Origin of the sequence: Streptomyces sp. NBC_00647 (genome assembly GCF_045207245.1) — a bacterium.
Taxonomy (GTDB): Bacteria; Actinomycetota; Actinomycetes; order Streptomycetales; family Streptomycetaceae; genus Streptomyces.
The window spans coordinates 3,352,071-3,376,677 of record NZ_CP109040.1 but is presented as its reverse complement, the minus strand read 5'-3'; the positions used below and the strand labels follow the sequence as shown (position 1 = coordinate 3,376,677).

The following is a 24,607-nucleotide window of genomic DNA, read 5'->3' as shown; positions in this document are numbered from 1 at the left end:
CGCGGCCGCCTCATTCCCCCCGCCCCGACGCCTTCGCCCCGTGCTCAGGGCTTCGCGTGAGCAGGGGGTCGCCCCCACAGCCGTTTCCTCCCCGCACCCGACCGCGTTCGGGTGGGAGGACCCCCATCGCATCAAGGACGCCATGAGCCAGCACTCCGCCGACCAGGCCCCGAACTCCGGTCTCGCCACCGTCGCCGCGCACCGCGACTGGTGGCGCGACGCGGTGATCTACCAGGTCTATCCGCGCAGCTTCGCCGACAGCAACGGCGACGGCATGGGCGACCTGGAGGGCGTACGCTCCCGACTTCCGTACCTGCGCGACCTCGGCGTGGACGCCGTGTGGCTCAGCCCCTTCTACGCCTCGCCGCAGGCCGACGCCGGCTACGACGTGGCGGACTACCGGGCCGTCGACCCCATGTTCGGCAACCTGCTGGACGCCGACGCCCTGATCCGCGACGCCCACGGTCTTGGCCTGCGGATCATCGTCGACCTGGTGCCCAACCACTCCTCCGACCAGCACGAGTGGTTCAAGCGCGCCCTGCGCGAGGGCCCCGGCTCCTCGCTGCGCGACCGCTACCACTTCCGGCCCGGCAAGGGCAAGAACGGCGAACTGCCGCCCAACGACTGGGAGTCCATCTTCGGCGGCCCGGCCTGGACCCGGGTCACCGAGCCGGACGGCACCCCGGGCGAGTGGTACCTGCACCTCTTCGCGCCCGAGCAGCCCGACTTCAACTGGGAACACCCGGCCGTGGGCGACGAGTTCCGCTCGATCCTGCGCTTCTGGCTGGACATGGGCGTCGACGGCTTCCGTATCGACGTCGCGCACGGCATGGTCAAGGCGGAGGGCCTGCCCGACCTCGGCGACCACGACCAGCTGAAACTGCTGGGCAACGATGTCATGCCGTTCTTCGACCAGGACGGCGTGCACGAGATCTACCGGCAGTGGCGCACGATCCTCGACGAGTACTCCGGCGAGCGCATCTTCGTCGCCGAGGCGTGGACGCCCACCATCGAGCGCACCGCCAACTACGTGCGCCCCGACGAGCTGCACCAGGCCTTCAACTTCCAGTACCTGGGCACCCATTGGGACGCGGCCGAACTGCGCTCCGTGATCGACCGCACGCTCGACGCGATGCGTCCGGTCGGCGCCCCCTCCACCTGGGTGCTGTCCAACCACGACGTGACCCGGCACGCCACCCGCTTCGCCAACGAGGCCGGCCTCGGCACCCAGATCCGCACCGCGGGCGACCGGGCGCTGGGTCTGCGCCGGGCGCGCGCGGCGAGCCTGCTGATGCTGGCCCTGCCCGGCTCGGCCTACGTCTACCAGGGCGAGGAGCTCGGCCTGCCCGACGTCGTCGACCTGCCGGACGAGGCGCGCCAGGACCCCGCCTTCTTCCGGGGCGCCGGACAGGACGGCTTCCGCGACGGCTGCCGGGTGCCGATCCCGTGGACCCGCACCGGCTCCTCGTACGGCTTCGGCGACGGCGGCAGCTGGCTGCCGCAGCCCGCCGAGTGGGCCGAGCTGAGCGTCGAGGCGCAGACCGGCACGGAGGGCTCCACCCTGGAGCTGTACCGCGCCGCGCTCGCCGTCCGGCGCGAGCGCTCCGACCTCGGCGCGGGCGAGACCGTCAGCTGGCTCGAGGCACCGGAGGGCGTCCTCGCCTTCCGGCGCGGTGAGTTCGTGTGCACCGCGAACACCGGGAGCGAGGCCGTGTCGGTCCCCGCGTACGGCCGGGTGCTCGTCGCGAGCGGCGAGGTGACCCTGTCGCAGGACGGCGGGGCGAAGCTGCCCGCCGACACGACCGTGTGGTGGGCTGTCTGATCCACGCGTGAGCGGTGCTCCGGTCCTGACCACTGGAGCACCGCTCGTCCGATGGGTGTCCTGACCCATGCGTGAGCGGTGCTCCGGACCTGACGGCCGGAGCACCGCTTCCGTGTGTGTGCCTAGTTCCAGGTGTCGCTCACGGCGTACCCGGCGCCCGAGCCGGTGGTGTAGGCGCGGTTGCTCCCGGACTCCCAGGTCACCGTGCCCGACGCGTCCTTCTTGATGTACTTGTACGTGAACGACGTCGACTTGGGCACGATCACGAGCCGGCCCCAGTACGGGTAGGACGCCGAGGACAGCGGGATCGCGTCGGCGGTGTTCCAGGAGCCGAGCGACGGGACCGACCCGACGACGTAGACGTTGGTGCCGTAGACGGTGGTCGCGGTCACGCCGAAGGTCAGGTCCGTCGCGTCCGCGTCGGCCACGTTCCAGGAGTTGTCCGCGGCCACGGCCGTCGTGCCGGTGGTGAGTGTCCGGTTGGCGTTGGATTCCCAGGTGACGTTCCCCGAGGAGTCCTTCTTGATGTACTTGTACGCGATCGCGCTGTTCCCCGGCACCGACACGTCCGTCTTCCAGACCGGATAGCCGGACGAGGACAGCTTCACCGCGTTCGCCGGGTTCCAGCCGCCCAGCGCCGGCACCGAGCCGACCACGTACACGTCCGTGCCGGAGGCGGTCGACGCGTACTCGCCGAAGGTGGCCGTGACCGTGCCGGTGCCCGGATCGGTGCCGCCACCGCCGCAGTTGACGGTGCAGACGTAGTCCGGGTCGTAGAACGCGACGGCGCCCTTGGCGGGCACGGTCAGCGAGGCCCGGCCGCCGGTCACCGTGACCGAGGTGGCACCGCTGTCGATCACGTTCGGATAGGTGCCGTCCGCGAGACCGGTCGTATACGTGGACGTGTTGGCGCCCGAGCTGTTGTTGACGGCCACGAACCCGGCGCCGCCCCGGCCGAAGCCGATCACATTGGACGCGGGGGACTGCCAGTTGGCGACGGAGTACCCGGCCGCCGCGTTGTGCCAGCCGATCATGCCGGAGACCGCCGCTCGCGGTCCAGGCAGTACCAGCCGGAGGCGCAGTCGGTGTCGGTGACGAAGCCGCCCGAGTTCGGCGGGGCCTGGTCGCTCTGGCCGAAGGTCCAGCCGGAGTACACCGACGGCCTGCCGTAGCCGCGGGCCAGCTGGAAGACGTTGGCGAGGACGGCCGTGGCGCCGTCCTTGTAGCTCAGGGAGTAGCCGTTGCGCTCGGTGTCGTGGTTGGTGACGAACGTGTTGGAGTTCGCTTCGGCGGCCAGTCCCCAACTGCTGCCGAAGCTGGACAGGTTGGCGATGTCGCCCTGGAACTGCGCCTTGACCTGCGAGGCGAAGGTGAAGTCGAGGACGTCACCGGTGCCGTAGTACTCGTCGATCGAGGGCGGTGTGCCGGGATAGACCTCCTGGGTGATGTACGGCGCCGAACCCGAGGTCGTGGTGTGCAGTCCGGCGACGATCGCGCTCATGTCGGCGGCCTCGATGTGCTTGGCCGCGTCGACCCGGAAGCCGTCGACGCCCAGGTCGATCTGCTGGTTCAGGAAACCGGTGATCTTCGCGCGGACGCCGATCTCGGCGGTGTCCAGGTCGGGCAGGCCGAGGAGTTCGCAGTGCTGGACCTGGTAACGGCTGGTCCAGTCGGTGATGGTCGTGGTGCAGTCGTCGCTGTCGGCCGGGTCGTAATCAGGGGTGTCGTACTTGTTGGAGACGACCGTGCCGTTGTAGCCGGTGCCGGTCTGCGCGGCGGTGTGGTTGATCACCGCGTCGGTGTAGACCTTGATGCCGGCCGCGTGACACGTGTCGACCATGGACTTGAAGGCGGCCGCCGTGCCGAAGCGGCTGTTGAGGTCGTAGGAGTACGGCTGGTAGACGTCCCACCAGTAAGAGCTGGAATGTTTCAGCGACTCGGCCGGCGGGGCCACCTGCACCGCCCCGTATCCGGCCGGGTCGAGGATGTTCGTGCACTCGGACGCGACCGACTTCCAGTTCCACTCCCAGAGGTTGGCGATCACATCGCCGTTGGGGACACCGGTGTCTGCCGCGGCGGCCTGCTGGGCCGGCAGCGCGGCCAGCCCGCCCAGTGCCAGCGCGACGGTGACCAGCAGCCGGGGGATCCTTCTTCGTCGTAAGGCCATCGGGATGCGGCTCCTCTCCGGATCCGGTCGGCACGGTCGCGGGGCGCGGGGCCGACCCGTGTGGAGCGTGGGACCGCCGAAGGGGGCGCGTCAATAAGGGAGTTGGAAGTTCTTTCGACATCTTGCTGAAACTTGATTGCAAGCGGTACGTTCCGATCCCCCCACCCGCACGACGAAGTGCAGGAGCACACACACATGGCAAGGAAAACGCTTGCGGCCTCGTTCGCCCTCGCGGCGGGCCTGGCGGTCTCGGTGACCGTTCCCCCCGGTACGGCGGCGGCCTCGCCGCCGGGCACCAAGGACGTCACCGCCGTCATGTTCGAGTGGAAATTCGACTCGGTCGCCAAGGAATGCACCAACACGCTGGGCCCCGCCGGATACGGCTACGTCCAGGTGTCCCCGCCCGCCGAGCACATACAGGGCTCGCAGTGGTGGACCTCGTACCAGCCCGTCAGCTACAGGATCGCCGGCCGGCTCGGCGACGCCACCGCCTTCAAGAACATGGTCAGCACCTGCCACGCGGCCGGTGTGAAGGTCGTGACGGACACGGTGATCAACCACATGTCGGCCGGTTCCGGAACCGGCACGGGCGGTTCTTCGTACACGAAGTACAACTACCCGGGCCTCTACTCCTCCGCCGACATGGACAACTGCACGTCCTCCATCAGCGACTACACCAACCGGTCCAACGTCCAGAACTGTGAACTCGTCGGTCTCGCCGACCTGGACACCGGCGAGGACTACGTCCGGTCCGCCATCGCCGGATACATGAACACCCTGCTCGGCTACGGCGTCGACGGCTTCCGTATCGACGCGGCCAAGCACATGCCGGCCGCCGACCTGGCCAACATCAAGTCCCGGCTGAGCAATCCGTCCGTCTACTGGAAGCAGGAGGCCATCTACGGCGCGGGCGAGGCCGTCCAGCCCACCGAGTACACCGGCAACGGCGACGTCCAGGAGTTCCGCTACGCCTACGACCTCAAGCGCGTCTTCAACAACGAGAACCTCGCCTACCTGAAGAACTACGGCGAGGGCTGGGGCTACATGAGCAGCTCGGTCTCGGCCGTCTTCGTCGACAACCACGACACCGAGCGCAACGGCTCGACACTCAACTACAAGGACGGGGCGAACTACACCCTCGCCAACGTCTTCATGCTCGCCTACCCCTACGGCGCACCCGACATCAACTCCGGCTACGAGTGGTCCGACGCGGACGCCGGACCGCCCAACGGCGGTACCGTCAATGCCTGTTGGCAGGACGGCTGGAAGTGCCAGCACGCCTGGCCGGAGATCAAGTCGATGGTCGCCTTCCGCAACACCACCAGAGGGCAGTCCCTCACCAATTGGTGGGACAACGGCGGCGACGCCATCGCCTTCGGCCGCGGCAGCAAGGGCTTCGTGGCGATCAACCACGAGACCTCCTCGCTCAGCCGGACGTACAGCACCTCGCTCGCCGCGGGAACGTACTGCAACGTCCAGAACAACACGAGCATCACGGTGAACAGTTCTGGCCAGTTCACGGCGACGCTGGGTGCCAACACGGCCCTCGCGATCTACGCGGGCAAGTCCAGCTGCTGAAACATCTTTCTGCACGTTGCAAGACTCTTGCTGTAAACCTTGCGTGAGCGATACGGTCACGCGGGCGTTCGGCATCGTGGCCGAAACGCTGCGCGGGGTCGGACCCGAGTACGCCGTAATCGCTAGGAGTTCACAACTGTGGACCTGATACCGAGAGGGCCGGCGCGCCGCACAGGCCGCCCCAGGCTGCGCGCAGCCGTCCTCGCCGCCGCATTGGCCGTATCGCTTGCGCAACCCCTCGTGGCGCGGGCCCAGACCCCGCCCGCACCGCCGTCGGACGCGAAGCTCGCCGCCGAGCCCTCGCGACACGATTCCACCCGTGACCAGTTCTACTTTGTGATGCCGGATCGTTTCGCCAACGGCGACACGTCCAACGACGAGGGCGGACTGACCGGCTCCCGGCTGTCGACCGGCTACGACCCCACCGACAAGGGCTTCTACCAGGGCGGCGACCTCAAGGGTCTGACCAAGCGGCTCGACTACATCAAGGGCCTCGGCACCACCGCCATCTGGATGGCGCCGATCTTCAAGAACCAGCCCGTCCAGGGCACCGGCAAGGACGCCTCGGCCGGCTACCACGGCTACTGGATCACCGACTTCACCCGGGTCGACCCGCACTTCGGCACCAACAAGGACCTGGAGACCCTGATCTCCAAGGCCCACGCCAAGGGCATGAAGGTCTTCTTCGACGTCATCACCAACCACACGGCCGATGTCGTCGACTACGAGGAGAAGTCCTACGGCTACCTCTCCAAGGGCGCCTTCCCGTATCTGACCAAGGACGGGAAGCCGTTCGACGACGCGGACTACGCGGACGGCCGCCACGGCTTCCCGTCCGTGGACGCCGACTCCTTCCCCCGTACGCCGACGGTGCCCGCCGCGAAGAAGAGCGCCAAGGTGCCGTCGTGGCTCAACGACACGACGATGTACACCAACCGCGGTGACTCCACCTACGCCGGCGAGTCCACCACGTACGGTGACTTCTCCGGCCTCGACGACCTGTGGACCGAACGTCCCGAAGTGGTCAGCGGCATGGAGAAGATCTACGAGAAGTGGGTCCGCGACTTCGGCATCGACGGCTTCCGGATCGACACCGTGAAGCACGTGAACATGGAGTTCTGGACGCAGTGGGCGACCGCCCTCGACGCGTACGCCGCCAAGCACGGGCGCAAGGACTTCTTCATGTTCGGCGAGGTCTACTCCGCCGACACGTCGATCACCTCGCCGTACGTCACCCAGGGCCGTCTCGACTCCACCCTCGACTTCCCCTTCCAGGACGCGGCCCGCTCGTACGCCTCGCAGGGCGGTAGCGCACAGAAGCTGGCGTCCGTCTTCGGGGACGACTACAAGTACACGACCGACAAGGCCAACGCCTACGAGCAGGTCACCTTCCTCGGCAACCACGACATGGGCCGCATCGGGTACTTCCTGAACCAGGACAACCCGAAGGCGACCGACGCCGAACTGCTGAAGAAGGACAAGCTCGCCAACGAGCTGATGTTCCTCAGCCGCGGCAACCCCGTCGTCTACTACGGCGACGAGCAGGGCTTCACCGGCTCCGGCGGTGACAAGGACGCCCGCCAGACGATGTTCGCCTCCAAGGTCGCCGACTACCTCGACGACGACGAGATCGGCACCGACCGCACGCACGCGAGCGACGCCTACGACACGAGCGCCCCGCTCTACGAGCAGATCAGCGCTCTCTCCAAGCTCCGCAAGGACAACCCCGCCCTCACGGACGGTGTCCAGACCGAGCGGTACGCCGCGGACGGCGCCGGTGTGTACGCCTTCTCCCGTACGGACGCGAAGACCGGCACCGAGTACGTCGTCGCCGTGAACAACGCCGACGAGGCGAAGAAGGCGACGTTCGCGACGGGCTCGGCGAACATGAACTTCCGCGCCGTGTACGGGGCCTCGGCCTCGGTGAAGAGCGACGCGGACAAGAAGGTCGACGTCACCGTCCCGGCGGGTTCGGCGATCGTCCTCAAGGCCGCGGGCCGGCTCGCCGCCCCCGCTTCCCAGCCGACGCTGACGCTGAAGGCCCCGGCCGCGGGCGCCACCGGCACCGTCGAACTGTCGGCGGACGTCACCGGCGGACAGCTCGACCGGGTCGTCTTCGCCGCCCAGACCGGCAACGGCAAGTGGCGGACCCTCGGCTCCGCCGACCACGCCCCGTACAAGGTCACCCAGGCCATCGGCGAGGAGGTACCGGCCGGAACCGCCCTGCGCTACAAGGCCGTCGTGATCGACTCGGCCGGACGCACGGCGAGCGCGACGGCCGCCTCGACCACGGGCACCCCGCCCGCCGAGGAGATCCCCGCGGCCTCCTCGCGCGACTACGCGGTCGTCCACTACAAGCGCACCGACGGCGACTACACCGACTGGCGCCTGTACGCCTGGGGCGACATCGCCGACGGCGAGTCCACGACCTGGCCGGCCGGCCACGACTTCGTCGGCCGGGACGCCTATGGCGCCTTCGCCTACGTGAAGCTGAAGCCCGGCGCCTCCGGCGTGGGCTTCCTGGTCATCGACAAGGACGGCAACAAGGACGTCTCCGCCGACCGCACCATCGACGTCACCAAGACGGGCGAGGTCTGGCTCGAGCAGGGCAAGGAGGCCGTCCTCACCGAGCGGCCCGACCTGCCCGCCCAGGACAAGACCAAGGCGGTCCTCCACTACCACCGCGCCGACGGCGACTACGCCGGCTGGGGTCTGCACACCTGGACCGGGGCCGCGACGCCCACGGACTGGACGAAGCCCCTGGAGCCGGTACGGACCGACGCCTACGGCGCCGTCTACGAGGTGCCGCTCGCCGAGGGTGCCACCAGCCTCAGCTACATCCTCCACAAGGGCGACGACAAGGATCTGCCCACCGACCAGTCGCTCGACCTGACCGCGAACGGCCATGAGGTGTGGCTGCTGAACGGCCAGGAGAAGTACCTGCTGCCGCAGCCCGCGGGCAGCGCGGCCGCCCTCGACCTGACCACCTCCAAGGCGGTCTGGATCGACCGGAACACGGTCGCCTGGAACGGCTCCGAGGCCGCCGTGTCCACCCAGCTCCTCTCCTCCCGCGACGGTTCGATCGCCGTCAAGGACGGCGCGCTGACCAGCGACGACGAGCACTGGCTGCGACTGAACAAGACCACCCTCACCGACGCCCAGAAGGCGAGGTTCCCGCACCTGAAGGCGTACACCGCCTGGTCCGTCGACCCGCGCGACCGCGACCGGGTGCGCTCCGCGCTCGGCGGCCAGCTCGTCGCCTCGCAACGGGCCGCGAACGGCGCCGTGCTCGCGGCGACCGGTGTCCAGATCGCCGGCGTCCTCGACGATCTGTACGACGCGAAGAGCGCGCGGCTCGGGCCGGTGTTCCGCGACGGCGTTCCCACCCTCTCGGTGTGGGCCCCGACCGCGCAGTCGGTCAGCCTCGACCTCGACGGCTCCACCGTCGCCATGAAGCGCGACAGCGCCTCCGGCGTCTGGTCCGTCACGGGCAAGCGGTCCTGGACCGGCAAGCCCTATCGCTACGTCGTGAAGGTGTGGGCGCCGACCGTCCGGAAGGTCGTCACCAACAAGGTCACCGACCCGTACTCGGTCGCCCTGACCACCGACTCCAAGCGCAGCCTGGTCGTCGACCTGGACGCCAAGTCCCTCGCCCCGTCCGGCTGGTCCTCGCTGAAGAAGCCCAAGGCCGTGCCGCTGAAGGACGCGCAGATCCAGGAACTGCACATCCGCGACTTCTCGGTGGCGGACAAGACCGTCCCCGCGAAGGACAAGGGCACCTACCGCGCCTTCACCGACAGGAGCAGCGACGGCTCGAAGCACCTGAGGAAGCTGGCCGCGTCCGGCACCTCGTACGTGCACCTGCTGCCCGCGTTCGACATCGCCACCATCCCCGAGAGGAAGGCGGACCAGCAGACCACCGACTGCGATCTCGCCTCCTACGCCGCCGACTCCCAGAAGCAGCAGGAGTGCGTGGCGAAGACCGCCGCCAAGGACGCCTACAACTGGGGCTACGACCCGTACCACTACACGGTCCCCGAAGGTTCCTACGCCACGGACCCCGACGGCACCCGGCGCACGGTCGAGTTCCGCGACATGGTCAAGTCCCTGAACGAGGACGGCCTGCGGGTCGTCATGGACGTGGTCTACAACCACACCGCCGCGAGCGGCCAGGCCGACACCAGCGTCCTCGACCGGATCGTCCCCGGCTACTACCAGCGGCTGCTCGCCGACGGCAGTGTCGCCAACTCCACCTGCTGCGCCAACACGGCCACCGAGAACGCCATGATGGGCAAGCTGGTCGTCGACTCGATCGTCACCTGGGCCAAGGAGTACAAGGTCGACGGCTTCCGCTTCGACCTCATGGGGCACCACCCCAAGGCCAACATCCTCGCGGTCAGGAAGGCCCTCGACGCACTCACGCCCGCGAAGGACGGGGTCGACGGCAAGAAGATCATCCTGTACGGCGAGGGCTGGAACTTCGGCGAGGTCGCCGACGACGCCCGGTTCGTCCAGGCCACCCAGAAGAACATGGCCGGGACCGGGATCGCGACCTTCTCCGACCGGGCCCGTGACGCCGTCCGCGGTGGCGGTCCCTTCGATTCCGACCCCGGTATCCAGGGCTTCGCCTCGGGCCTGTTCACCGACCCCAACTCCTCGACCTCCAACGGCACTCCGGCCGAGCAGAAGGCCCGGCTGCTGCACTACCAGGACCTCATCAAGGTCGGCCTGACCGGCAACCTGGCCGCGTTCCGCTTCACCGACTCCGCGGGCAAGGAGGTCAAGGGCTCCGAGGTCGACTACAACGGTCAGCCGGCCGGCTACGCGGACGCTCCCGGCGACGCGCTCGCCTACGCCGACGCGCACGACAACGAGTCGCTGTACGACGCGCTGACGTACAAACTGCCCGCGACGACCGGCGCGGCGGACCGGGCCCGGATGCAGGTCCTGGCGATGGCGACGGCCACCCTCTCGCAGGGACCGTCCCTCTCCCAGGCCGGCTCCGACCTGCTGCGCTCCAAGTCCCTGGACCGCAACTCCTTCGACAGTGGTGACTGGTTCAACGCCGTCCACTGGAACTGCCAGGACGGCAACGGATTCGGACGCGGGCTGCCGCCGGCCGCCGACAACACCTCCAAGTGGCCCTACGCCACACCGCTGTTGACATCCGTCAAGGTGGGCTGCGCGCAGATCGACGGCGCCTCGGCCGCCTACCAGGACCTGCAGCGGATCCGTACGAGCGAGGACGTGTTCTCGCTCTCCACGGCCGGACAGGTGCAGTCGACGCTCTCCTTCCCGCTGTCAGGGAAGGACGAGACCCCCGGGGTGATCACGGTGCGCCTCGGCGACCTCGTGATCGTCTTCAACGCCACCCCCGAGAAGCAGGAGCAGACCGTCGGCTCCCTGGCCGGGAAGGCGTACAAGCTGCACCCGGTGCAGGCGTCGGGCGCGGACCCTATCGTCAAGTCCTCGTCCTACGCGGAGAAATCGGGCACCTTCGCCGTTCCGGGCCGAACGGTGGCGGTTTTCACCCGAACCTCGTGACAGCGGGCTAGCTTGGTGGGGGCGGAACCGGACACCCGGAGCAGATCCGGTGGCCGGAGCCGCCCTCACCAACACCCGTGCCTCGAGAGACTGTTCCCATGGACGGTGACGACACGACGTCCACCGGCCCGACGGCGGACACCGCGTCCACCGTGCTGGTCGTCGACGACACGGCGACGGGCCGCTACGCGCTCGGCGCCGTGCTCAGCCGCGCCGGGCACAGCGTCATTCCGGTGGCCAGCGCGGCCGAGGCGCTCCTCGAACTCGACGTACGACTGCGGACGGGCGTCCTGCCCGATGTGGCCCTGGTGGACGTGGGGCTGCCGGACATGAACGGCTTCGAGCTGTGCCGCAGGCTCAAGTCACGGCCGCAGATGGCCGCCCTGCCCGTCGTGCACTTCTCCGCCGTCTCGGACGGCCCCGCCTACCGCTGCCTGGGCCTCGACGCCGGCGGCGACGCCTACCTCTCGGTCCCCGCCGAACCCCGGGAGATCCAGGCCGTCGTGGGCGCCGCGGTGCGTGGCGCCAGGATGCGGGCCGACGCCGAGACGCTCGTACGACGGCTCACGCTGTTGTCCGAGACGATCGTCGCCGTCCAGACCGCGCGCTGCCCGGCGGAACTCGCCGACGCCGCCGCCGAGGGGACCGCCCGGCTCACCGGCACCCCGGCCGCCGTGTTCGTGCTCGCCGAGGACGGCGAGCTGTACCGGGGACTGTCCCGGAGCAGGGCGCGGGCGGCGCTGCCGGACTCCGGCGCGCACGAGGCCGTGGCCCGGCTGATCGGCTCCGCCATGGCCGGACGCGGCGGGGTGCGCGGCACGGTCGTGCCCGCCCCCCTGTGGCCGGCCGGCTTCTTCCGGCCCGGCGCGGCAGAGGACGCCCGGCTCGTCCTCGCCCGCACCCCCGACGGCACGACACCGGTGTGCCTCGCCACGCCCGCGCACACCGGCCGCGACAGGGCGCCGGAGACCGGCAGACTGGTGGTCCGGCTCGCCCAGGCCACCGCCCTGGCCGCCGAGCCGCTGCTCAGGTACCAGGTCGAGCGCCATGTCGCACTGACCCTGCAACACAGCTTCCTGCCCCAGGAGTTGCCCACGATGCCGGGCGTCGACGTCGTCGTGCGCTATGTCCCCGCCTCCCGGCAGACCGAGATCGGCGGAGACTTCTACGCGGCGCTGCCCACCTCCCACGGCGTGCTGACCGCCGTCGGCGACGTCGTCGGGCACTCCCTCGAGGCTGCCACGGTGATGGTCGAGATCCGGCACGCCCTGCGCGCCTACTGCGTCGAGGACCCCGACCCCGGCGTGCTGGCCGGGCGGCTCGACCGGATGCTCCAGCGCTACCACCCCGATGTCACCGCCACCGTCTGTCTGGTGCTGGTCGACCCGGTGAGCGGGCGGGCCCGGATCGCCAACGCCGGGCACATACCGCCGCTCCTCGTCGGCGACGACGCCACCGCCGAGTACGTCAAGGCCCGGGGCCCGCTGCTCGGCCTCGGCCTGGACCGCCCGCCGCCCACCGAGGCCGTCCTGATGCCCACCGACCGGCTCCTCATGGTCACCGACGGCCTCATCGAGACGCGCGGCACCGACCTGGAGGTCTCCATGGAGCAGCTGCGCCGCGCGGCGTCCGCCGCCCCACGGGGGACAGCGGCGCTCTGCGACGCCCTCCTCGACTGCTTCGGCCGGGGCAGGGAGGACGACATCGCGCTGCTGGCGATGCGGCTAGGGTGATCGGGACCGTCCCTGGAATCAGGAGTGCTCATGCCGCAGATCACCGTCGACTACTCCGCGCCGCTCGAAGACGCCTTCGACCGGCCCGGGTTCGCCCTGGCACTGCACGCGGAGGTGGTCCGGACGGTCGCCGCGAAGATCGGCGGGTGCAAGACGCAGTTCCGCCGGACCGAGGACACCGTCGTCGGCGCGGACGCCGGAGGGCACGCCGTCGTCCATGTCACCCTCGGTCTGCTCGCCGGGCGGACGGAGGAGGCCAAGGCGAAACTGACCGAGGCCGCGCTGGAGCTGCTGAAGACGCATGTGAAGCCGGCCGAGGGCGTGGAACTGCACGCCTCGGCCGAGGTGCGCGACCTCGACCCGTCGTACCGCAAGTTCGAGGCGTAGTTCCCAGGGCGGAGTCCCAGGGCTCCGGGGCGAGTCCGGCCCGTACGGGCCGCCCCCGCCGCTCCTAGGGCGCGGGGGGCGAGGCGAGCGCGAGCAGCCGGACGACGAGGTCGGTGAACGGCCCGTCGCCCGGCTCGCCGCTGAGGCCCTTGCGCAGCAACTCGGCGACCTCCGGGTCGTAGGCGGCGCTCACCGCCGCCAGGGCGGCGAAGTCGTGCACGAGCTGGACCTCCAGCTCGCCGCGCGGAATCCGCCGCCCGTCCAGCCAGATCAGCGCGGTCGACTCGACGAGCGAGATCCAGGAGCGGATCACCAGTTCCAGCCGCGCGGGCGGGTTCTCGACGTCCAGGTGCGACAGGATCTGGAGGTAGGCGGCCTGCCGCACGGCGTCGACGAGGGCGTTGGTGGTCGACGAGCCGACGGCCGGGCCGCCCCGCATCAACGCGGCGAAACCGGGCCCGTGGTCGTCCACGAAGTCGAAGAACCGGCGCATCACCCGCAGCAGCCGTGCCCCCAGCGGCCCTTCGCGGGACTCCACGAACCGGCCCGCGAGATCGTCGGCGGCGCGCTGCAACGCCGCCTCGTACAGACTGAGTTTGCCCGGAAAGTAGTGGTACACGAGCGGTCGCGAGATGCCCGCGGTCGAGGCTATCTCGTCGATGGAGACCTCGTCGGGCGAGCGTCGGCTGAACAGTTCGAGGGCGACGCCGATCAACTGCTGCCGTCGCTCCTCGACACCCATCCTGCGGCGTACCCCGGTTGTCATGCGAACACCTTACCGATCGGATCCGGCCCGGAACGGGCCGGTCCGGGCCGGGGACGTTCACATGTCCAGCACGATTCTCCCACTCCGCGTACGCGAGACACAGATCAGCATCGAGTCGTCACGCTCCGCGTCCGTCAGCAGCTCGTCCCGGTGCTCGATCTCCCCCTCCAGGACCCGCTGTTGGCAGGTCCCGCAGAATCCCTGCTCACAGGAGTAGAGCGTGTCGGGCAGTTCCGCGCGGACCGCGGCGAGGACCGACGTACCGGCCGGCACGGTCACCGTGCGTCCGCTGCGCCGCAGTTCGACCTCGAAGGCGGTGTCGCCCTCGCCGGACGCGAGGGCCGTGAACCGCTCCACGTGCAGTGTGCCGCCCTCCGGAATCCGCGCCTCGACCGCCGCCGTCAGTCCGTCCGGACCGCAGCAGTACACCACCGCTCCCCGGGGGAGGTCCGCGAACAGCGCGTCCAGGTCCGGCAGCCCGTCCTCGTCCTCCGCCACGACGGTGACCTTCGTACGGTCCAGCTTCTCGATCTCCTCCAGGAACGGCATCGAGGCGCGCGTCCGGCCACCGTACAGCAGCCGCCAGTCGGCGCCCTCCCGCAGTGCCCGCAGCATCGGCAGGACCGGGGTGATCCCGATCCCGCCCACGACGAAGACGTACGCCGGAGCGTCCACGAGCGGGAAGCGATTGCGCGGTCCGCGCACCTCGACCTCCATGCCCTCCCGGAGCCGTTCGTGCACCTCGCGCGATCCGCCCCGCCCGTCCTCGACCAGTCGGGTCGCGACCGTGTACGAGGAGGTGTCCTCCGGGTCACCGCACAGCGAGTACTGCCTGACGAGCCCCGACGGCAGCACCAGATCGAGATGGGCCCCCGGCTCCCAGGGCGGCAGGTCCGCTCCCTCCAGGCGCAGTTGGACGACGCCGTCGGCGACCCGCTCGTGCCGGGCGACCAGCAGCCGCAGGGCCCGCGAGCGGGGCCGGCCGGAGACCGGGTTCTCCAGGGCGGGCAGCGGCCACAGCGGTGACTCCCCGATCCGGCGGCGCAGCGCCCGCCGGACGATCAGCGCCGCACCCGCGACGGCCACGACGGTCCGCGCCTTGGGCATCACGCGGCACCAGCGTCCTTCTCGGCGGCCGAGGCAGCCGTCGCTGCCGGTGAGGAGGCCAGATACGCGACCGCCTGCTCGGTGGAGCCCTCCTGCGAGGGGTGGTACGTGCGGCTGAGATAGCGGGGGATGGACTTGAGCATGTCCCCGGTGGACGGAAGCACGCCCCGTTTCCCGCCGACGTAGAAGTCCTTGAAGCTCGCCCGGCCGTTCGCCAGGGTCGGGTCGTTCTCCATGAAGAACCGGGTACCGCGCTGCCACAGGAAGACGAGCGCGGTGAACGCGGTCGCCCACGTCCGCGCGCGCCGCCGGTAACTGCCGTCGACATGCAGGAACAGCTCGAACGCCACCGAGCGGTGCTCGACCTCCTCCGCGCCGTGCCAGCGCAGCAGGTCCAGCATGGTCGGATCGGCGCCTCGCCGGTCCAACTCCTCGGCGTTCAGGACCCAGTCGCCGAGGAACGCGGTGTAGTGCTCGATCGCCGCGATCAGGGCGACCCGCTCCAGCAGCCACCATTTCCGCGCCTTGCCCGGGGGCAGCGTCCGGTCGCCGAGCAGCTTCTCGAAGAGCCAGTCGACCTGTGCGGTGTACGGCGTCGGGTCGAGCCCCAGCTCCTTGAGGTGCGGCAGCACCTCGTCGTGCGCCTGCGAGTGCATCGCCTCCTGCCCGATGAACCCGATGACGTCCGCGCGCAGCCGCTCGTCACGGATGAGGGGGAGCACCTGCCGGTACACGTGCACGAACCACCGCTCGCCGGCCGGCAGCAGCAGATGCAGCACATTGATGGTGTGCGTGGCGAACGGATCGTCCGGCACCCAGTGCAGCGGTGTGTCCTCCCACGAGAACGACACCTTCCGCGCCTTGAGCGCCGTCCACTCGGACTCGACCGGCAGGGGCAGCCGGGCCTGCGTGTTAGACATGGCGTCAATGTACTGACGGGTAGGCGCACGGAGAACCCCCGTGCGCCTAGTTATTTACGTCTGTGTCAGCAATGGGTCCGGCGTGACGGCGGCGGCCGGGGTGGAGAGTGGCGCCGGGCTCAGCGCAGCCCGGTGATGCCCCGGCCGTCCTCCAGGGTCCCCTTCAGCTCGGCCTGCGCCCCCTGCTTCGTCCGTACGGCGAGCTGGGAACCCTCCGCCGACCCGCGCACCCCGCCCGTCGCGTCGACCGACGCCGTGTCCCTGCTGCCGGCCGCGAGGAGATACCAGGCCCCCGCCCCCGACTTCCACAGCACACCGGCCAGTACGTGCGGGTCGCGGGAGCCGCAGGCCGGGGAGTTCTCGGCCTTCGCGGCGACCGCCCCGTACGTCCCGCCCGAGGTGCGGAACTGGGCCAGCACCCGGGTGCCGCCGCCCCGCCAGGTGTCGGCGCGGGTGCACACCCACTCCGCCGATCCGCTCGCGTCGGGCAGCGGCTGCCGCGCGTACTGCCAGGCGTTCACGGACCGCACGCCCTGCGAGCGCACCGAGGCGAGGGAGCACGAGAACGGCGCCCACCCCCGCAGGTCCTGGGCTCCCGACGCCTCCCGGGGCGCGGCGGGCCGGCCCGAGGTGAGGTGGGCCGGGGTCAGCTCGCCGAGGTCCGTCAGCAGATGCGTGCCGGAACGGTCCTTGATCTGGAGCACGTTCCACGAGGTGCACGCGCCGGTCCGCGGCGGACCGGCCAGCGGGGAGGTGGCGCCGTCCGCGGACAGGGTGAGGTCCATCGCCCCGGCGGAGGGTTTCAGCAGGTCGCGCTCGGCGGCCTTCTTCACCCAGGGGGCCGTCAGATACCGGACGTTGCCGTCGGCCCGGCCCAGCACCACCGCGCTCGCCTCGGCCCCGCTCGCCCCGTCGACCCGCGCGAAGTCGAGGGCCGCGCCGCCCGTGCCGTCCCGCGGCTCGGCGTAGCGCGCGATGCGCAGACCGTCGTAGAGGAGCACCACCCGTGCCTGGTCGACCTCGCCCGCGTACAGCAGCTGGGGCGGGCCGGGCGGGGCGCCGGAGGGTGTGCCGGGCGTCGCCGAGACCTGCACGGACTCGCCGGGCCTGGCCCAGACGGCGAGCGCCCGGCGCAGGAGCGCGGTGTCCTCGACGAGGTCGCCGCGGGCCGGCCACACGGAGAAGTCGGTGCGCGCGGAGGACTCCCAGGCCGCCGCCGCGACCCGCTCCAGCCTGGCGGGGTCGAGGGCGGCCTCGGCGGCCGGGTTCTGCGCGTAGGAGGGAGCCGCGGCGCCGTCCGGGCCCCAGCCGTCGCCCGGCAGTCCGAGCAGGGCGCCGCAGACGGCCACGGCGGCGGTGGCGGCGAGGGCGGCCTTCATGTGCTGCCTGCGCCGCATCAGGTCGGTGGGCCGGGCGTGCAGCGAACAGGGGTCGAACTCGGGGGAGTCGAGCAGTGCGTCCCGCGCCTCGACGCTCGCGGCCTCCTTCAGCGCCGCGGCCGGGTCCGCGACGCCGGCCGCGGACAGCATCCTGCGCAGGTTCGCGTCGGACAGCTTCTCCAGGCCGCGCAGCACGTACGCGGCACGGGCCGGCCCCGACAGCGCGGACAGCCGCTGGTCCAGAGCCAGTTCCTCGGCCCCGCCCGAGCGCGGGAAGAGCCGCAGGCCCCAGACATGGGGGAGCAGGGGCGGCAGCTGGGACCGCTTGGGCCACGCCCGTCGCTTCAGCGGCAGCCCCGCCTCCAGTGCCGTACGCACCACCCGCAGGCGTACGAAGGCGTAACCCGGGTCGCCGTCGCGGCCGCCGCCGCTCTGCTGTGCCGGAATGACCGAGGCGTCGCCCGAAGCGCGGCCGCGCGGCAGCGCGCGCTGGGTGAGGGCGTGCGCGGTCAGCACCCGGCGGTTGCGGCCGAGGCTCGGCGGAAGCACCAGATAGGCCAGCCGGACCAGCCGCGGGTAGTGCTCGACCAGCGCGGCCTCGGCCTGCTCGACGTCGACGACCGCTCCGGAGGAGGCTGCGGGGCGCGGGGCTACATCCTGTGACTGCACGTTCAGCAGAACGAGCGAATCGGTGGATGGTCACAGGCCCCGCCTAGTCCTGCGAGTCCTCGGGCTCCACGAGCAGTCGCGCGTAGTTCGCCATCGACCGCTGGTAGCGCGGCAGATGGGGGGCCAGCGCGCCGATCACCAGGGACAGGCCCTCGCGTTCGCGGCCGAGGTCGGCGAGGCAGAGCGCCAGACAGGCCCGCACCGCGTCGTCCAACTCGTCGGAGGAGCCGACCAGTTCGGGGGACAGCAGCTTGACGCCCTCGTCCGCCTGTCCGATGTTCCGCAGCGAACTGGAGAGCTGGATCTTCGCGCGCCGGCCCTTGTATCCGCTCAGGCCGAGGGCCAGTGCCTCCCGGTACAGCGGTACGGCCTTGTCCGAGTGGCCCGTCGAGTCCCAGGCGCAGGCCTGCTCGAAGGGGCCGAGGGGGCTGTCCGCGGGCAGTTCGGCGACCAGGGCGTCGATCACCGCCCGGAAGTCCGCCGCCCGCTCTTCCTCGTAGTCGTCGAAGCCGGCCCAGGCCGCCGCCGTACGCTCTTCCCAGTCTTCGTTCACGGGTGACACCCTCGCACAGCTGTACCCCTGGCGGTATCGGGTTCACCACCGGGAACGGCGGCCGATTGAGCACGGGGCCGCCGGGAGCCGTATCGAAGGCAGAGCCCTCGCCGGGGCTCTCCTCGGCGTGAACGCCGACAGGTACCGGAGGAACGTATGAGGTTGACACGCGAGAAGCTTCTGGCCGGGGCGGCCGTGGCCGCCCTGCTGGCACTGGCCGGCTGCGGCGGCGGCTCGGACGACAAGGGCGCGGGAGCGAAGGAGACCGTCCCTGCCACGGCGACCGGCAGCCTGGAGGACCTGGCGGCCGAGGTGAAGTGCAAGCCGGACATCCAGACCGACGCGGACGAGATCCGCCAGGGCGTCTGCAAGATCAGCGCCGGCAAGTTCATCCTGGCGACCTTCGCCACGGACCGCGGCCAGCGCGAGTGGCTCAACGGGGCCAAGGACTACGGCGGGTCGTATCTCGTCGGCGCCAAGTGGGTCGCCGTCGGGGACCAGAAGATGGTCACGACACTGCGCGGTCAGCTCGGCGGGACCTTGGAGGAGGGGGCCTCGCACCACTCGGGAGGCAGTGGTGGTGGGGGAACCGAGACCGAGCACTCCGGTCATCACGCCGGCTGACCGCGCAGGACTTGGGGAGAAAAGAGAGCCGGTGGCGGGATGTCCCGCCACCGGCTCTCTCATGGGGGCTACCTACAACGCTGGCCGTTGTTGATGCAATTGACCATCTTGTTCATCAGCTTGTCGTCGAAGACGTTGATGAAGTCGTCGTGGTCGGTGGCGGCCTTGTGCAGCTGCTCGGGGAAACCGTCCACCGCGTAGGCGTTCTTGATCTGCCCGTTGGTGAGGGTCGGGGCCCGGAAGCCGTAGACCAGCCGCATCGTCAGCTGCGGGATGGCCTTGAAGCCGTTCGCGCAGTTGCCCTGGGCGTCGGCGAAGGCCACGTGGGTGCGGTGGTTCGCGCTGTCGGCGTTCACCCCGTCCCAGCAGCTCTGGAAGGCGAAGGTGCGGACCACGGTGCTGCCGCGCGGGCAGATCGGGTACTGCGCCGTCAGCTGGACCTTGTTCTCGAAGCCGGTGCAGCTCCAGTGGGCGTTGGCGTTCGCGAGACCGTTGGTCGTGGTCTTCGCGTCACCGGTGATGATGCGCAGGAACTTCGGCATCGCGACGACCTTGCTCTTCGCGTTGCCGACGAACTTGATCTGCGCCTGCTTCACCTGCTGGATCTTGCCGACGTTGAGTTCCTTGCCGCCGCCGTCGTTGTTCTGGTCGAAGTCCTGCGTACCGTTCTGGATACGCACGACCGGCCAGTAGTACGACGACTTGTCGCCCTGGTTGGCACAGGAGGTCTGGGCCGCCGCGAACGTGTCGTTGTTGGCGAAGGCGTCGTTCGACTGGTTGCCGACGTAGTCGTGCAGGTGGTGCGCGCCGTTGGTGACACCGGGCGCCACGATCACGTTGTCGGTGTTGAACTTCTTGTTCGCGTTGACACCGCAGGAGCTCGAGAACGTGCCGGACGAACCGCCGGCCTGCGTACGGGCCTTGCCGGCCACGTTCGGCTGGACCTTCGTGATGTCCACGAAGTCGGCCGCCACCGGACCGTTTCCGGCCTGGCCGCCGTTGCCCGCCTGCGCACCGCCGGCCGGAGCGCTGGCACTGGCACTGGCGCCGGCACCCGCACCCGCACCCGCACCCGCACCGGCACCCGCACCTGCGCTCGCGCTGGCACTCGCCGACGGACTGGCCGCGGCGCCGCCGTTGTTCTGGCCACCGGCGTTCGTCTGGTCCGCGGGCGCACCCGTGCAGGTGGAGAGACCGTCGAGCCAGCCCGGAGCCCTTCCGCCGACCCGGTTGATCTCCAGCTTGATCCGGTCGATGATCACCGACCGGTTGTTCTTCAGCGGATTGAGGATGGAGTTCTGAACGAAACTCGCGTCCCTCGTCTGCGCGTCCCGGGTGGTGGCCAGCCGCTGGTAGGCGGCGGTGATCTGCTGGTCGAGCGTGGCCAGTTCTCCGTCGACCTCACCCCGCGCCTGCTTCGGAACGTTGGTCAGCTTCTGACCGACATCCGGACAGGTGATCGTCGCGACCTGCGCACCGGCGGCCTTGGTGGTGTTGGTAGACGAGTTCTTCTCGTGTGCCGAGGCGTAGAAATTCGCCCAGACCAGCCCACCCCCGCCGATCGCGAGCGCAGCCGACGCGGCAATGGCACGAACGGCCAGCGGCGAACGGCGTTTTCGTATGTTGCGTCCCATGGAACTCCTCTGACTTCCTTGCGGGGCAGCGAGGCGCCCGACAGGAGTGAAGCGGCTCCTTTCCATACGCACGAGGCGGGTGAGGTGTTCAGGAGCCTCCAAAGAAACTTAGAAGTTCGTGAGACCAATTCGGGCACAATGGGCTCAGAAGCCCCCGAATTCACGAGAGTTGATCTGCTCATTCAGGTTTGACAGCGCTTTTTGACTGAAATTCAGTGAGCCGCCTCGGATCGAATGGGCGAACATCGCGAGGACGCTTCGGTGACCGTCGTCCGAGACTCCGCCTCGGCGAAGACGGTGGCGATGTGCCGGATGACCGCCCGCCAGGGAAAAGGGAGTTGGGCGGTGATCGCCCACTCGGCCGCCCCGTGCCGTCAGGCCGGGCCCTTCCCGTCGCCGGGGCGTGAACCACCCGTGGAAGCGATCTCGAAGCGTGGAAGCGATCTCGAAGCCGTATGCCCGAAGTATCCGGAGCGGGCCGTCGCGACGGGAAAGGATCCGCCGACCGAAGAGGGCGGTCATGGGGCCGAACACCGTGAAGGGGGCAGGCCGACGCCCACCCCCACCACGTGCGGTCATGCCGAACGGGGTCAGGAATTCCCGGGTGTCCGCATCCCGAGGACCTTCGCCTCCATCGCCGGATCCAGTCCCACCGGCGGCCGGTCGGCCCGCACGGGCGCCACCCCGCCGCGCGACCGCAGCCAGCTCCAGGTGTCGGCGACCGTCTCCTCGACCGGGCGGCACCGCAGCCCCGCGCTCACCGCCCGGGAGACGTTCGCCGAGAACAGCGCGGCCTCGAAGTCAGTCCCGGGCGGCACCCACACCGGCAGCTGGGTCCACGGCTCGATCCCGGCGGAGAGAACGGCCTCGGGCTCTGTCCAGCGGAGCTCGGCAGGCCCCCCGGTGGTCCGCACGCACGCGTCGAGCAGCGCCCCCATCGTGCTGTGACCCGAGGGGCCGACCAGGTTGTACGCCCCGTCGCGTTCCTCCTCCACCGCCCCGAGCGTCCACTCCGCGAGGTCCCGGACGTCGATGTACTGGAGCGGCAGATCCCGCGGCCCGGGAGCGAGCACGGGACCGCCCGCGGCTATCCGGTTCAGCCACCAGGGCAGCCGCCCGATGTTCTCGTACGGCCCGAGGATCAGTCCGGACCGTACGAGCACGGAGCGCTCGGTGCCGAAGGCGTCGAGCACGGCCAGCTCCCCGCCCCGCTTGTCCCGGGCGTAGTCGGTCCCGTCCGCGTCGGCCGACGCCCCGTCCACGAGCTTCGTGTCCTCGTCGTACCCGGCTTCCGGGGGCCACGCGTACACGGAACAGCTCGACACGTACACATGCCGGGACACCCGTCCGGCCAGCAGACGTGCCGCGTCCCGGACGACCCGGGGCGCCCCCGACCAGGTGTCGACGACGGCATCCCACTCGTCCGAGGTGCCGGCGAGCGCCGCGAGGCCGTCCGGCGCCGTGCGGTCACCCAGCAACGACCGCACCCCGGCAGGGGGCTGGTGCCGTCCGCGATGGAAGACGGTGACCTCCCATCCCCGGCCGAGCGCCGCCTCCACGACGGCGCGCCCCACGAACTCCGTACCGCCCAGCATCAGAAGTCTCCGTGTCATACGGACGACTCTGCACGGACTCCCCGCGCGGTGGCACGGGAATCTGCTGACAGGCGAATCATGGAAGGGAGAAGGCCCGGCCGGAGCGGTCGACGCCCCGGTGGGAGGCGTGACGTCCGGCCGGAGCCGTCCACAGCTCGTCGATGGGCCCCGGCGTCAACGGCCCGTCGGCGGAGCGTACTTGTAGCCGACGCGACGCACCGTCTGGATCGCCTGGCGGTGCCCCGCCCCGAGCTTGCGGCGCAGCCGGGCGACATGGACGTCGACGGTCCGCCCGTCCCCGACGTGCCCGTAGCCCCACACCGTGGAGACCAACTGGTCGCGGGTGTGCACCCGGTGCGGATGCCGGACGAGATGCGCGAGCAGCTCGAACTCCAGGTAGGTGAGATCCAGCACCTGCCCGTCGATCTCGGCGGTGCGCTGCACGGTGTCGATACGCACCAGCGGCTCGGCGCCGCCGTCGGCGACGGCCGGCGGCTCGGCCCGGTCCGTCACGGCGACCGGGAACAGGGGCTGCTGGTCCGCCGGTACGAGGACCAGGTAGCCGATCATCGGCGGCTGCCCCGGCAGGACCGGCAGGGCGTGCTGGGGAGCGGGCAGCCAGGTGGCGCCCGGCGGCAGGAAGTCGGCGACGTCCACCACCTCGTCCCGGTCGACGGCACGCAGTCGGTGCCGTCCCGGAGCGGTCGAGGGGGTGGGGGCCGTCGCGACGGAGGAGAAGGAACGAGTGGTCGCCATGAGAGGTCAGCTCTTTCGCGCGAGAAGTTCGTCGGAAGGTCGACGACCGCGAGTTCGTGGTCGGGGCCGTCGAGGACGTACGTCGTGCGCGCTGGCCGAAGGCCGGGGTGTACGGCTTTAGAGGGCCGGCGCGTTCATCGCGCGGCAACACACCCGGTCGAAGTCGTGGTGCTGACGAGAAGGCCAGAAGGGCTCGAGGTCATGGCGACCCGTCGCGGTGTACTTCTGGATGCTGGCCATGCCTCCATTGAAGCAGAAGCCGGAGCCCGGCAGGAGACCTCTCTCAAGGGCCGGACGCTTCCTTGGCGCGAACTTGACGGTGCGAACCCCTGCGGCGTGTCTCAGCCGACCAGGCGCTTGTGCCATGTCAGGGCCGTGACGCGGATCGCGGTGTCGGGGGAACCGTCCCACTCGGCGGACAGGCCGGCCGCGCCGAGCGCCGCGACGACCTCGCGCCCGACCGCCGCCGTGGTCTCGGCCGACCCGTCGAACCCGCCGTAGAGCAGGGTCAGTCCGTGCCCCGCGGCGGCGCTCTCCGTGCACTGGGTGTGGAAATAGACGAAGCCGTGGGCTCCCTCGCCGCGCTCCGCGGCCATCTCGGCGGTGCCGCAGCTCCGGCAGCAGGTGAAGTTCTCGCGGGCGGTGATGCCCCGCGCGTCGAGCCCCTCGAACACCTCGGTGAGGCGCTCGGGATCGGTGGCTCCCTCCCACGCCTCCTGCTCGGCCAGCCGCTCCGTCCACAGCCGGTCCACCAGCTCCCGGGCCTGCGCCCTGGACACCGGACGGTGGTCGCCGTCGACGAGATACTCCTCGGCGTCCTCGGTGAGCCGCGCCCGGTCGTCGTACCCGCAGCGCAGCAGCTCCCGGATCCGGGCCTCGACCTCCACCCGCACGTCCTCGGGGAGTTCCGGGATCTCCTGCGGGGCGTCGTGGCCGAGCGGCTCCCATGCGATGCCCGCGTCCCAGCCGTCTTCCTCGCGGGCCCATCTCTCCATGGCGTCCGCGACCCGGTCCCGGTCGCCCAGAGCCGTGCCGAAGAAGCGGTCGCGGCCCTCGCGGTGCTCCAACTGGTACGCGCCGCCCTGCTCGTGCCACACCTGGACGAAGACGTCCGGGCGGTCCGGTATCCGTTTCACGACCACGTAGCGGTCGCCGTCACCGCCGATCCGGTGCACCAGTTCGCGCAGCCGCCCGGCCGAAATCCGCGCGTGCTTCTGCCCGTTCTCCGTCTCGGCCTTGATGGCGAGGGACTCGTCGCTCTGCATGGATCAAGACTGGCACGCCCCACTGACAACGCGACGGGCGGACCGACCGACGGCCGGACCGAGCGGCGGCCGGACCGACCGAAGGGGGGCGCCCGCCGGTTCGGCGGG

17 protein-coding genes are annotated in these 24,607 nt (G+C 70.4%); 6 read left to right on the top strand and 11 right to left on the bottom strand.

Annotated features, from left to right (window positions below):
• Window positions 1-142: 142 nt before the first annotated feature.
• A complete protein-coding gene (locus tag OG788_RS14880; RefSeq protein ID WP_406371254.1) occupies window positions 143-1,822 on the top strand; it encodes a glycoside hydrolase family 13 protein in 1,680 nt (559 codons plus the stop codon).
• A gap of 122 nt (window positions 1,823-1,944) precedes the next feature.
• Here OG788_RS14880 and OG788_RS14875 read toward each other — a convergent pair whose 3' ends face one another.
• Entirely contained in the window at window positions 1,945-2,856 is a 912-nt protein-coding gene (locus tag OG788_RS14875) for a carbohydrate-binding module family 20 domain-containing protein (RefSeq protein WP_406371250.1), read from the bottom strand.
• Window positions 2,853-3,989 carry an alpha-amylase family glycosyl hydrolase gene (locus tag OG788_RS14870; RefSeq protein WP_406371248.1) on the bottom strand — a complete coding sequence of 379 codons (1,137 nt, stop codon included), beginning with the start codon at window positions 3,987-3,989 and terminating at the stop codon, window positions 2,853-2,855. The genes OG788_RS14875 and OG788_RS14870 overlap by 4 nt, the downstream gene beginning before the upstream one ends.
• A gap of 195 nt (window positions 3,990-4,184) precedes the next feature.
• Here OG788_RS14870 and OG788_RS14865 point away from each other — a divergent pair, with 195 nt between their 5' ends.
• The 4 genes from OG788_RS14865 (at window position 4,185) to OG788_RS14850 (ending at window position 13,231) form a co-directional block, all read left to right on the top strand.
• Window positions 4,185-5,567 carry an alpha-amylase family protein gene (locus tag OG788_RS14865; RefSeq protein ID WP_406371246.1) on the top strand — a complete coding sequence of 461 codons (1,383 nt, stop codon included), beginning with the start codon at window positions 4,185-4,187 and terminating at the stop codon, window positions 5,565-5,567.
• 144 nt (window positions 5,568-5,711) lie between these two features.
• Complete coding sequence (gene pulA / locus OG788_RS14860) at window positions 5,712-11,111, top strand: pullulanase-type alpha-1,6-glucosidase (RefSeq protein WP_406376751.1); 5,400 nt, start codon at window positions 5,712-5,714, stop codon at window positions 11,109-11,111.
• 98 nt (window positions 11,112-11,209) lie between these two features.
• Window positions 11,210-12,844, top strand: coding sequence for a SpoIIE family protein phosphatase (locus OG788_RS14855; protein WP_406371245.1), 1,635 nt, complete (start codon window positions 11,210-11,212; stop codon window positions 12,842-12,844).
• Window positions 12,845-12,874: 30 nt separating this feature from the next.
• Complete coding sequence (locus tag OG788_RS14850; protein WP_406371243.1) at window positions 12,875-13,231, top strand: 5-carboxymethyl-2-hydroxymuconate Delta-isomerase; 357 nt, start codon at window positions 12,875-12,877, stop codon at window positions 13,229-13,231.
• A 64-nt stretch (window positions 13,232-13,295) separates the two neighbouring features.
• On the opposite strand, the gene OG788_RS14845 is transcribed toward OG788_RS14850, so the two are convergent.
• The 5 genes from OG788_RS14845 to OG788_RS14825 form a co-directional block, all read right to left on the bottom strand.
• Window positions 13,296-13,997 carry a TetR/AcrR family transcriptional regulator gene (locus tag OG788_RS14845; RefSeq protein ID WP_406371241.1) on the bottom strand — a complete coding sequence of 234 codons (702 nt, stop codon included), beginning with the start codon at window positions 13,995-13,997 and terminating at the stop codon, window positions 13,296-13,298.
• Window positions 13,998-14,054: 57 nt separating this feature from the next.
• Window positions 14,055-15,104 (bottom strand): PDR/VanB family oxidoreductase, encoded by a 1,050-nt coding sequence (locus OG788_RS14840; RefSeq protein ID WP_406371239.1) that lies wholly within the window; start codon window positions 15,102-15,104, stop codon window positions 14,055-14,057.
• The gene (locus OG788_RS14835; RefSeq protein WP_356755497.1) at window positions 15,104-16,024 is read right to left on the bottom strand and encodes a metal-dependent hydrolase; all 921 of its coding nucleotides are present in this window, start codon (window positions 16,022-16,024) and stop codon (window positions 15,104-15,106) included. Before OG788_RS14835 ends, OG788_RS14840 begins: the two co-directional genes overlap by 1 nt.
• 119 nt (window positions 16,025-16,143) lie before the next feature.
• Complete coding sequence (locus OG788_RS14830; protein ID WP_406371237.1) at window positions 16,144-18,072, bottom strand: hypothetical protein; 1,929 nt, start codon at window positions 18,070-18,072, stop codon at window positions 16,144-16,146.
• Window positions 18,073-18,115: 43 nt separating this feature from the next.
• The gene (locus OG788_RS14825; protein WP_406371235.1) at window positions 18,116-18,625 is read right to left on the bottom strand and encodes a tetratricopeptide repeat protein; all 510 of its coding nucleotides are present in this window, start codon (window positions 18,623-18,625) and stop codon (window positions 18,116-18,118) included.
• 156 nt (window positions 18,626-18,781) lie between these two features.
• Between OG788_RS14825 and OG788_RS14820 the strand changes: the two genes are divergently transcribed.
• Window positions 18,782-19,249 (top strand): hypothetical protein, encoded by a 468-nt coding sequence (locus OG788_RS14820; RefSeq protein WP_406371233.1) that lies wholly within the window; start codon window positions 18,782-18,784, stop codon window positions 19,247-19,249.
• 68 nt (window positions 19,250-19,317) lie between these two features.
• Here the strand turns inward: OG788_RS14820 and OG788_RS14815 are convergent, their stop codons facing one another.
• The 4 genes from OG788_RS14815 to OG788_RS14800 form a co-directional block, all read right to left on the bottom strand.
• Window positions 19,318-20,883, bottom strand: coding sequence for a DUF1996 domain-containing protein (locus OG788_RS14815; RefSeq protein ID WP_406371231.1), 1,566 nt, complete (start codon window positions 20,881-20,883; stop codon window positions 19,318-19,320).
• A gap of 590 nt (window positions 20,884-21,473) precedes the next feature.
• Window positions 21,474-22,478, bottom strand: coding sequence for an NAD-dependent epimerase/dehydratase family protein (locus tag OG788_RS14810; protein ID WP_406376750.1), 1,005 nt, complete (start codon window positions 22,476-22,478; stop codon window positions 21,474-21,476).
• Between the two features lie 174 nt (window positions 22,479-22,652).
• Window positions 22,653-23,234, bottom strand: coding sequence for a winged helix-turn-helix domain-containing protein (locus tag OG788_RS14805; protein ID WP_351539832.1), 582 nt, complete (start codon window positions 23,232-23,234; stop codon window positions 22,653-22,655).
• A gap of 341 nt (window positions 23,235-23,575) precedes the next feature.
• Window positions 23,576-24,499, bottom strand: a complete 924-nt coding sequence (locus OG788_RS14800) for a DUF6891 domain-containing protein (RefSeq protein ID WP_406371229.1) — start codon at window positions 24,497-24,499, stop codon at window positions 23,576-23,578.
• Window positions 24,500-24,607: the final 108 nt, after the last annotated feature.

Bases quoted from the DNA above. Each gene is read 5' to 3' on its own strand.
- OG788_RS14880 (WP_406371254.1), top strand. From the start codon at position 143: ATGAGCCAGCACTCCGCCGACCAGGCCCCGAACTCCGGTCTCGCCACC.
- OG788_RS14875 (WP_406371250.1), bottom strand. From the start codon at position 2,856: ATGATCGGCTGGCACAACGCGGCGGCCGGGTACTCCGTCGCCAACTGG.
- OG788_RS14870 (WP_406371248.1), bottom strand. From the start codon at position 3,989: ATGGCCTTACGACGAAGAAGGATCCCCCGGCTGCTGGTCACCGTCGCG.
- OG788_RS14865 (WP_406371246.1), top strand. From the start codon at position 4,185: ATGGCAAGGAAAACGCTTGCGGCCTCGTTCGCCCTCGCGGCGGGCCTG.
- OG788_RS14855 (WP_406371245.1), top strand. From the start codon at position 11,210: ATGGACGGTGACGACACGACGTCCACCGGCCCGACGGCGGACACCGCG.
- OG788_RS14850 (WP_406371243.1), top strand. From the start codon at position 12,875: ATGCCGCAGATCACCGTCGACTACTCCGCGCCGCTCGAAGACGCCTTC.
- OG788_RS14845 (WP_406371241.1), bottom strand. From the start codon at position 13,997: ATGACAACCGGGGTACGCCGCAGGATGGGTGTCGAGGAGCGACGGCAG.
- OG788_RS14840 (WP_406371239.1), bottom strand. From the start codon at position 15,104: ATGCCCAAGGCGCGGACCGTCGTGGCCGTCGCGGGTGCGGCGCTGATC.
- OG788_RS14835 (WP_356755497.1), bottom strand. From the start codon at position 16,024: ATGTCTAACACGCAGGCCCGGCTGCCCCTGCCGGTCGAGTCCGAGTGG.
- OG788_RS14820 (WP_406371233.1), top strand. From the start codon at position 18,782: ATGAGGTTGACACGCGAGAAGCTTCTGGCCGGGGCGGCCGTGGCCGCC.
- OG788_RS14815 (WP_406371231.1), bottom strand. From the start codon at position 20,883: ATGGGACGCAACATACGAAAACGCCGTTCGCCGCTGGCCGTTCGTGCC.
- OG788_RS14810 (WP_406376750.1), bottom strand. From the start codon at position 22,478: ATGCTGGGCGGTACGGAGTTCGTGGGGCGCGCCGTCGTGGAGGCGGCG.
- OG788_RS14805 (WP_351539832.1), bottom strand. From the start codon at position 23,234: ATGGCGACCACTCGTTCCTTCTCCTCCGTCGCGACGGCCCCCACCCCC.
- OG788_RS14800 (WP_406371229.1), bottom strand. From the start codon at position 24,499: ATGCAGAGCGACGAGTCCCTCGCCATCAAGGCCGAGACGGAGAACGGG.